Origin of the sequence: Actinoplanes subglobosus (assembly GCF_042650585.1) — a bacterium.
Lineage (GTDB): Bacteria > Actinomycetota > Actinomycetes > Mycobacteriales > Micromonosporaceae > Actinoplanes > Actinoplanes subglobosus.
This window is the reverse complement of sequence record NZ_JBHSBL010000013.1, coordinates 206,958-215,779: the sequence shown is the minus strand read 5'-3', so window position 1 is coordinate 215,779 and position 8,822 is coordinate 206,958. Positions and strand designations below refer to the sequence as shown.

The following is an 8,822-nucleotide window of genomic DNA, read 5'->3' as shown; positions in this document are numbered from 1 at the left end:
GATCTGGCCGGCCCACGACCCGGCCGCCGTCACCGTGTCGTGGGCCAGGACCACGGGAACGGTGAGCCGCCGCAGGCACACGTGCCCGTCCGCCGGCAGAGCCACCTCGTGCAGGGCCCGGTCGAGTTCGGACTCGGCGGCCCGGCCGATCTGTTCCGCGAAGCGCGCCGCCTCGCCGAGGTACCGCAGGTGCAGCCGGTCCACGGTCAGATCCACCATGGCTCAGCCGACCCGGGCGGTGCGGTCGAGGCGGGCGGCCTCCACGGGGATGCCCGATCCGGAGCCGCCGAGGACCGTTCCGGCGGTCACCGCGGAGGCGCCCACCACCAGCGGTGACATGGTCCCGGTCGGGCCGACCAGCGAGGTCAGGCCGACGTGCAGGGCGGAACCGGCGCGCATGCCGGCGTCGACCGTGCACAGGTCGTAGTCGGTGTGTGCCGGGCGTTCGGTGTCCAGGACGTGACGGACCGCCGCCTCCTGTTCGCCGGTCAGCGGCTGCGGCACGACGACCGTGAACCGGTGTGCCGAACCGTCGGGGGCGTCCGGGTCACCGCCGCCGACCCGGAAACCGAGGCCGGCCACCGGTGTGCTGCCGGAGAGCCCGCGCAGCCGGAAGTGTTCGACGATGATCGGCTCGCGGCCCAGGTACAGCTCCAGGAAGCGGGTGAGCGAGCCGACCGTGCCGCGGCGGCGGTAGAGGGCGACGATCTCGGCCAGCAGGCGGCGCCGGGCGTGTTCCGGCCAGCGGTCGTCGAGGACCAGTCCGGTGAACGACGCCAGCCACGGCAGCGCCTCGACCGGGGTGGCGGCCGGGTCGACCAGGATGTCCCGGCGGGCGGCGCGCTGGTCCAGGTCGTACAGCAGGCTGTCGAACATGGCCAGGTAGCGGTGCAGGAAGGTGCCGTCGTCGAACACGGCGGGCAGACGGCGTACCAGATCGTGGGCCTGATGTTCGGCGCGCAGCGCGCGGATCGACGGGGTGCGGCCGCCGTCGCCGGTCAGGTGCAGGCGCACCCACAGGTAGCGGCCGGGCGGGGCCTGCACCGGCGCCTCGAAGACGTCGACCGGGTCGCCGGCGGCGGGCCGCCACCAAGGGGTCGGCGCGTCCCGGCGGCGGTGCAGCGCGCCCGTCGCGGCGGGCAGCAGACCGTCCGGCGGCAGCGCCGGCGTGGTTCCGTGACCGGGGGTGCAGGCGGCCGGATCGGCGGGTGATGCCGGCAGGGCGGTGTCGAAGTCGTCGTCGCTGGTGACGGTCGCGATCCGGCAGTCGGTGCCGGGCGGCAGGCAGGCGTCCAGGACGAGGCGTCCCCACTGGTTGCCGGGACGTCCCGAGTCCAGCCGGTAGGTGACGCAGGTGCCCTCCTTGACGTAGCGCACCCGGCCCCGCGCGGCCAGCCGGAACCCGGCCGCGGTCCAGTAGCCGATCCGCCCGCCCTCGGTGGCCACGATGCCCGAGCCGTCGTATCCGGCCGCGTCCAGCGGCAGCGTGCGGGTCCAGCCGCCGGCCGTGGGGACGTGCCGCCGCAGGATCGCGGCCCGCCCGGCGCAGGGGGCGACGACGACCGCGCCGGTCGCGTCGACAGTGATGTCGGAGGCGCCGCCCAGTTCCTCGGCGTCGCGGCCCGGCGCCACGAGCCACGCGGTCCCGTCGGGCGCGTGCCAGAGCACGACCGACGTGCCGTCCGGCAGCACCGTCACCCGTGACGGCTGGGAGGCCGGTGGCAGGCCGTCCGTGGGGAGCGGGCTCACCGTGGGTTCGGTGGTGGCGGTCAGGCGGAGCAGGGCGGCCGGTTCGCGCAGGACCGCGTGGACGGTCCGGCCGTGGGCGGCCAGGCCCATCGGGACGCCGGGGGTCAGGATCGTGCGCAGCGTGCGACGGCTCCACAGATCGAGGACGGCGATCCAGCGGCGGCCCCGGTCGGCCAGGAACAGGCGGTCGTCGGCGTCGATCGCGATCCCGGTGGCGTCGACCAGCGCCGGTTCGGGGCGCGGCACGAAGTCCGGGCCCGGTGGGGGCGCCGGATCGCGGCCGACGATCTCCACGGGCGTGCCGAGGCGGGCGTAGTCGAGACCGCCGCGGGTCGGCCCGACGGCGAGGCGGTGCACCGCGTGTGCGGACAGCCGGTGGACGCGGCACAGCCGGTCCACGGCCAGACCGCGGGCCAGGCAGGCGGCGCCGGGCTGCGGGCCCGGGTCGGCCGGTTCGGTCCACGACAGGGTCAGTGCGCCGGGCGCTCCGTCGACCGCCGTCCCCTGGTGCCAGGCGCGGGACCACTGGTCGCAGGTGGCGATCAGGGAGGTGGGGCGGGGTGCGGCCATCAGCACACCTCCCGCGGTGCGCGGACCGGCACGGGCGGGCCGGGCGGGCCGGGCGGTGCGGGTGCCTCGCCGGGTGCCGCCGGATCGCCCGCGGCCACGGTGATCGCGGTGAGTTCCGGTACCTCCCAGGCGGCCAGTTCGACCCGGGCCCGGTCCGGTTCCTCCCACGCGTCGCCGGTCCACCGCGCCACCCGCAGGCCGGTCAGGAACTCCAGGCCCTCCACCTGGAGTGCCGCCGCCTCCAGTTCGGGACCGAACACGGCCCGCCCGAGCGGCCACCCGCGGCCCTCCGGCCCGTACGGTGGGACCGGTGACAGGTACTGGCGCAGGACCAGCTCCACCCAGGCGCGGACGCCCTCGATGCCGTAGCCGGGCTTGACCGCGATGCCCACGCTGACGGCGACGGCACGGTAGACGGGCGGGATCACGTACAGCTCGGTGGTGATCAGCCGCCGTTCGTCGAGCCACCGGCAGACCGCGTCCAGGGTGTCCCGGTCGGGCAGCGGAGCGGCCGGGCGCGCCGGGTCGGCGGCCGGCCACACCACCACTGACACCGCCCCGGGGGTGACCTGATCGGGCCGCCGCGGGTCGACGAGGGGCAGCGTCTCGGCCCGGATCACACCTGCCCCGGGGGTCTGTTCGGCCAGTTCACGGAAGTCCGACGCGGTGACCGCCCGGTCGTGGCGGCGGAACTCCTCCGGGATCCGGTCGACGGCCGCGGCCAGCGACTCGGCGTCGGCGCCGCCCCGGCACGGCAGCGGGTTGGTGACGGTCAGCCCGGCCGCGGGTACCACCGGCCGGGCCACGGTGATCGCGCCGGGCCCGACGTTGCCGGCCGCGCCGCCGCCGTACCGGTAGTGGCCGGCGCGGATGCGTTCGCCGATCTGCGGCGGGCGCCCGCGGCGGCCGTCACCGAAGCGGACCACCCCGGCCTCCCGGTCCACGGTGAACACCCGGTCGTCGACCCCGGCCGCCCGCAGGTCGTCGGCCTGCGTCCACGGCACCCACCGCCCGGCGCCCTGTTCCTCGACGTCCACGGCCACGTCGCCGAGCACGCCGGGATGCACGAGCCGGTACTCCTGGCCGGGTTCGCCGGTGCCGGTGCCGAGGAACTCCGCGACGGCGGTGGCGGCCTGCTCGACCGGTGCCGCGTTCGCGCCGACCCACTCGACGGCCGGGAGCGGGGCACCGCCCGGCCGGTACGCGCGGAGCCAGGCCAGGGCCACCGGGATGAGCTCGTCGTCCTCGATCAGTGGCGGCTGGTCGCCGGAGCCGGTGGCGTCCGGGTCGGCGGGCAGGTAGACGCCGATGTCGGAGAGGTCGGCGGGCATCCGCAGCGTCACCACACCGGCCCTGGTCAGGGCGCCGGTGGTGTCCGCGTCGACGGTCAGCGGCCGCCAGACGGGATCGGCGCCGGCGTCGCCGGTCACGGGGGTCGTGGTGGCGATCTGCCATTGCACGGCGGCGGCTTCGTCCGTACCACCGTCGTCGAAACGTGCCGGAACGATGCCGAGAGTGACCGGAGATCCGGCGAAAGCCGGCGTGATCTTCGCCGTGAGCAGCACGTAGAGGCGGCCGTCGATGGAGTTCGAGGGGTCGAGGACGTCGCCGGCGGCGCGTTGCGGGTCGGCCGCGCCGAACAGGGTCCGGTAGCGGGCGGCCTCGTCGACGCTCGCGCCGGCGGCCGCGCTCGCCCGGGCCAGGTACTCGGCGGTGTCCTCGTCGAGCTCGTCGTCGTGGCGGGCGCGGATCGCGGCCCGTGCCTCCAGTGGCCAGGCGGTCACCTCGGTGCCGGTGCGGAACTCGACCTTGCCGGCCAGCACCCGGGTGCCGCCGGGGACGAGGATCCCGCCGGGCGAGGTGGTGCCGAACGCGACGGTCCCGGAGGCGGGCACGGCCGGCCGGACACCGATGTCCAGCAGCCGCAGGAAGGCCAGCCTGGTCGCGTCGGGGATCTGGTTGAACCGGAACAGCAGGTTCTCGCCGAGGAACGCGAACAGCTCGACCAGGGTGATGCCGGGATCACTGGGATGGTGGTCGGTCCACTCCGGCGCGTAGACCGGGATCCGGGCCACCAGCTCGTCGCGCAGCTGGGCGTAGGAACGGTCGTCGAGGATCGGGCTGTGCAGCGCCACCTAGCCCTCCAGGGAGAACGGGAAGACGAGCAGGCCGGCGCTGGCGTCGCGGGCGTGTTCGTAACGGACGGTCAGCAGCACCAGGGCCGGGTCGTCGCCGGTCATCGCGGTCACCTCACGCAGCCGGACCCGCGGCTCCCACGTCTCGATCGCGGTGGTGACCTGCCGGACCAGCCGGGCCCTGGTGGCGACCGTGTTGGGTTCGCCGAGGAACCGGCGCAGCCCGCAGCCGAACCGGGGCCGCATCACCCGCTCGCCCGGCTCGGTGAGCAGGATCAGCAGGATCGCCTCGCGGACCTTCTCGGCGCCGGAGCGGTAGCCGAGGTCGCCGGTGACCGGGCGGGGCCGGACCGGGAAGGCCCAGCCGGAGCCGAGCCGGGCGGGGGAGACGGTCACGGGTGCACCACCTCGTCCCGGCGTACCGGTGTGGTGAAGACCGGGTCGGTGCCGAAGACGGGGAACGGCTCGCCCGCCTCGACGCCGAAACCCTCACCGGCGAGCAGCTCGCACATCGGGTCGTTGGTGTACCGGTCGGTGAGTTTCGTGCCGAGGCCCGGCTGACGGATGTTCAGGCCGCCACGCAGCGCACCCTCCAGCGCCGCCTGGTCGACACCGGGCGTCAGGTCGATGTCGACGTCCACCTTCAGTGACGCCTGGATGCCGCCGGGCACCACGTCCAGCTCGGCGTTGAGGTCGGCCTCCAGGTCGGCGCTGGGCGGGATGCAGAACTTCAGCTTCAACATCCAGAACAGCCCGAAGATCAAGGTCAGGATCGGCAGGAAGATCTTGAGTACGAACATCGCGACGATCGTGATCAGCGGGATGCCGAAGAAGCAGATCTCCTCCGGGCCGGTGCGCTGCCCACCGCTGGTCGGGACCGTGCCGTCCTCGGCGAAGTCGAACGACGACCCGGCCGGGGTGCTCACCTTCACCGACGGGCGCGCGTTGCTGGCCTCCAGGTGGGCGAAGTCCGGCATCCGCAACTCGACCGGCCGCTGGGCGCAGCCGTCCGGGTCGTGGAAGGACGCCAGACGGTACGGCTCCGACGGCGCCGACCACACCAGCGGGCCGGGGCAGCCGCAGTCGCAGCGCATCCGGGCGAACACGCGGATCTCGTAGGTGGCGAGCTCACCGAAACGGGCGCTGCCGTCCCGGGCCACCTCGGCGCTGGCGGCGGGGACCGTACCCCAGAAGATCGTGCCCTGCCGGGCCGCATGGTCGGGATCGTCGGCCGGCGGGGTCAGCAGCCGCAACGGATAGCGGCGTTCGACGAGCTCGTCGGGTTCGTCGGCGATCGGCACCCACTGCCCGAAGTTGCCGTCGCCGCTGGGCACCCACGCCTCGGTCCGCCGGTCCACCCCCACCGACGACGCCCACACCCGCAGCTCCCGCCGCGCCGACTCCAGCGTCCGGCGTGCCGCGGCCGCCGCCGCGACCGGATCACGGACGGCGTCGCGGGCCCCGCCGAACGGATGCAGCCGCCGCGCCCGGTCGCGGGCCGCGGCGGCCGCGCTCCGGGTCTGATCGGCCTTCGCGGCGGCGACGGCGGCCAGCAGGCCGGCGGCCTTGCCCTCCTGGCCGGCCGGGATCGCGGCCCGCTGCCGGCGCACCACGAAACCGGCCTCGGCCACGCACGCCGGGTCGACGCGCGGGAAACCCGGCTCGTCGCAGTGCAGGCCCGCCGCGACCACGTAGTGCCGCTGGTGCGCCACCGGGAACAGCTTGCGCACACCGGTCGGGACCAGCCGGGTGGTGGCCAGGAACCGCCGCCGCTTGCGGGTGTCGCCGGGCAGCGGCACGTGCGGGATCGCCTCCACCCGCTGGAACTCGTCGACGTCGCCGAACACCACCGAGCGCTGCGGGTCGGCGAGGAAGTCGGTCACGTACGAGGTGGAGGTGTACTTGTGCAGCGCCGGGCGGCCCGCGCCGGCCTTGCGGTCCGGGTCGCCGCCGTCGCGGAGTTCCCACCGGTACCAGGGCGCCACCAGCCGCCAGTGGTGGGGCTTCGCGGCGCTCACCAGACGTTCCCGACGCCGGGGGTGTACGTCCCGGAGACGATGCCGCCGCCGGTCGCGATCAGGGTGTCGCAGGTGATCGAGCCGTTGAAGGTGCTCATGTCGGCGTTGACGGTGACGGCCGCGGCGGACACGGTGACGGTCGCCGCGGCGTCGATGGTGACTCCGCCGTTCGCGTCGAGGGTCACGGTGGCCCCGGCGGCCGGAACGATGGTGATCGTCCCGGCGGCGTCGTCGAGGTCCAGCCGGTGCACCGGCCCGTCCGGCCCGGCCACCGACAGCCGCACCGCGACCGCGCCGGGGGTGTCGTCGAACTCCAGGCGGGTGCCCGACCGGGTCCGCAGCACCCGCAGATCGTTGGCGTCGGTCGGCTCGTCCGGCATGGCCGCCGTGCCGTTCCAGGTGCCGCCGAGCACGTACGGCCGGTCCGGATAGCCGGCCTGGAAACCGACGACCACCGTCGAACCGACCTCCGGCAGGATCCGCAGGCCCTGATCGGCGCCCGCGTACGGGCTGATCACGGTGGCCCACGCGGTGACCGGGCCGCCGCCGTCGGAGCGGGGCAGCCAGTCCAGGCTCACCTGGATGCGCTGCCGTTTCTCCGGGTCGCCCGCCAGGTGCTCGACGGTCGCCGGGAACAGGCCGTACCAGCGGTCGGCGGTCACGTCCTCACCTCCGGGCGTTCGGCGCGGAACGCGGTGCGGTAGCCGATCGACGGGTCGTAGCTGTGCCGGCAGTGCACCACCCGGTAGCCGTCGCCCTCGAACGGCCGGCCCACCCGCCGCAGGTCCAGATGGGCGCCGGGGACCAGGTCGGGGGTGCCGGAGGTGGTGCCGTCGACGGTCACGAAACCGCGGGCGCGGCGCAGCATCTCGGCCCGGGCGTACGCCTCGGCCGTGCCGGCGGCCGGCGTGTCCCGCCGCGACCGGGTCAGGTGCGGGCCCCGGAAGACCTTCGCCGCAATGGAGGGGCCGGTCCGCCCACCGGTCGCCTCGGCCGCCACCACGTCCTGGCCGGCGGTCTCGTCGACCCCGGCGGCCGTATCGTCGTCCCAGCCCAGCATCCGCACGTCGGCCCGCTGGTGCGCCAGATCGGCCCGGCAGTGCACCTCGATCAGCTCGTTGCCCTGCACCAGCCGTAGATTCGCGCCGGGCCGCTTGTCGCGGGTCGCGAAGTGCAGCGTGCCGGCCGCGTCGGCCCACAGTTCGGCGCCGACCCGCCGGGCCCGCTCACGCAGGAACGCCAGGTCGGACTGATCCCACTGCTGCACCAGCGGATAGGTGGGCCCGGTCGCGTCGGCCGCCGTGGTCATCCCGTGCCGCCCGGCGACCGCCTCGGCCAGCGCGGCGTCGGTGACGTTCTCGTAGGAGACCGTCGTGTGGGCGAGCCGCAGCCGCATCAGGGCGTCCTCGGCGAACACCGTCACGAACGGCGCCGCGCCCTCGGCGAACGAGACCTCCAGGCCGGAGACCGTACCGGTGAAGATCTGCCGCTCGCCGCCGTCCGGGCCGATCGTCACGGTCAGTTCGGTGCCGAAATCGACCGGGTCGCCGTCCAGGTAGGAGAACGTCTCCGCGGAGCCGTCGCTGTCCGGACCGACCGGGTGAAAGTGCGCGACCAGGGTCCGCAGGCCGAGCGCCCCCTCCTCGATGTCGAGACGCAGCAGGTCACGGCCGAGACGGCCGTCGGCGCGGCCGCCCGCGGTGAAGACCGGGGCGTGCGAGGAGTAGGGGTGGACGTCAGTCATGACCACCGTCCGGTTCGTCGTCGGTGCGGCGGCTGTCGCGGCCGATCCGGTCCAACGCGGCGCGGAGCCGTTGCCGTTCCTCCCAGACATTTCCGGAGGTACGAACCTCCGGCTCGCCTTCTGTGACGACCTCGGAGGTCAGCTCGCCGACGTGAACGGTCATCGCCGGCACCCACAGCCTCGTGCCGGGGCCGTCCGTCGGCTACCCGGTGTGGTCGCCGCGACCGTTCGACCGCAGCCTCGGGTTGTCTGGCGGCAGCCGCAACCGCCTGGGGGTGTGGCTGCCGCCGTGGCCGGGACGCGGGGGCCGATCACCACCCAGCCGCCGGTGCCCGCGGCGGCGCCGGACGGCACGACCCGGTCGCGTAGTGGCACGCCCCGGCCGAAACTCGCGGCTCGTGGGTCGGCCCTCGGCGGCGCCGGCCGGGGTGCGGCGGGTGCCGGGCCCAGTGTTCGTGCCGTCGGGGCAGCCGACAGGGGCGCCCGTGAGTCCGTGCCGGGTGGCGCGGCGGCCTTCGGTGCAACGGCGAACGCGGCCCGGGCCCGATCGGCCCCGGCGGTCGCGGCGCCGGCGGCCAGGCTCTCGGCGGCGGTGATCGGGCCGCC

General features: G+C 75.2%; 8 protein-coding genes and 1 pseudogene. 1 reads left to right on the top strand and 8 read right to left on the bottom strand.

Annotation, left to right across the window (positions count from 1 at the left end; all coding sequences use genetic code 11):
• From ACFO0C_RS13585 to ACFO0C_RS13550, 8 genes are all read right to left on the bottom strand, one after another.
• Nucleotides 1-219: hypothetical protein (locus tag ACFO0C_RS13585; protein ID WP_378066953.1), on the bottom strand; the 219-nt coding region annotated here is incomplete at its 3' end.
• 3 nt (nt 220-222) lie between these two features.
• Nucleotides 223-2,319: a phage tail protein gene (locus ACFO0C_RS13580; protein ID WP_378066952.1), complete on the bottom strand. Its 2,097-nt coding sequence runs from the start codon at nt 2,317-2,319 to the stop codon at nt 223-225.
• Nucleotides 2,319-4,454, bottom strand: a complete 2,136-nt coding sequence (locus tag ACFO0C_RS13575; RefSeq protein WP_378066951.1) for a putative baseplate assembly protein — start codon at nt 4,452-4,454, stop codon at nt 2,319-2,321. Before ACFO0C_RS13575 ends, ACFO0C_RS13580 begins: the two co-directional genes overlap by 1 nt.
• Nucleotides 4,455-4,850, bottom strand: a complete 396-nt coding sequence (locus tag ACFO0C_RS13570) for a GPW/gp25 family protein (protein WP_378066950.1) — start codon at nt 4,848-4,850, stop codon at nt 4,455-4,457. It lies immediately after the preceding gene.
• Nucleotides 4,847-6,472, bottom strand: a complete 1,626-nt coding sequence (locus ACFO0C_RS13565; protein ID WP_378066949.1) for a hypothetical protein — start codon at nt 6,470-6,472, stop codon at nt 4,847-4,849. The genes ACFO0C_RS13570 and ACFO0C_RS13565 overlap by 4 nt, the downstream gene beginning before the upstream one ends.
• Nucleotides 6,469-7,134, bottom strand: coding sequence for a phage baseplate assembly protein V (locus ACFO0C_RS13560; RefSeq protein ID WP_378066948.1), 666 nt, complete (start codon nt 7,132-7,134; stop codon nt 6,469-6,471). The genes ACFO0C_RS13565 and ACFO0C_RS13560 overlap by 4 nt, the downstream gene beginning before the upstream one ends.
• Complete coding sequence (locus ACFO0C_RS13555) at nt 7,131-8,216, bottom strand: phage late control D family protein (protein WP_378066947.1); 1,086 nt, start codon at nt 8,214-8,216, stop codon at nt 7,131-7,133. The genes ACFO0C_RS13560 and ACFO0C_RS13555 overlap by 4 nt, the downstream gene beginning before the upstream one ends.
• Nucleotides 8,209-8,379 (bottom strand): hypothetical protein, encoded by a 171-nt coding sequence (locus ACFO0C_RS13550; RefSeq protein WP_378066946.1) that lies wholly within the window; start codon nt 8,377-8,379, stop codon nt 8,209-8,211. The genes ACFO0C_RS13555 and ACFO0C_RS13550 overlap by 8 nt, the downstream gene beginning before the upstream one ends.
• 126 nt (nt 8,380-8,505) lie before the next feature.
• Here ACFO0C_RS13550 and ACFO0C_RS13545 point away from each other — a divergent pair.
• Nucleotides 8,506-8,822, top strand: a pseudogene (locus ACFO0C_RS13545) (hypothetical protein); the annotation flags it as partial.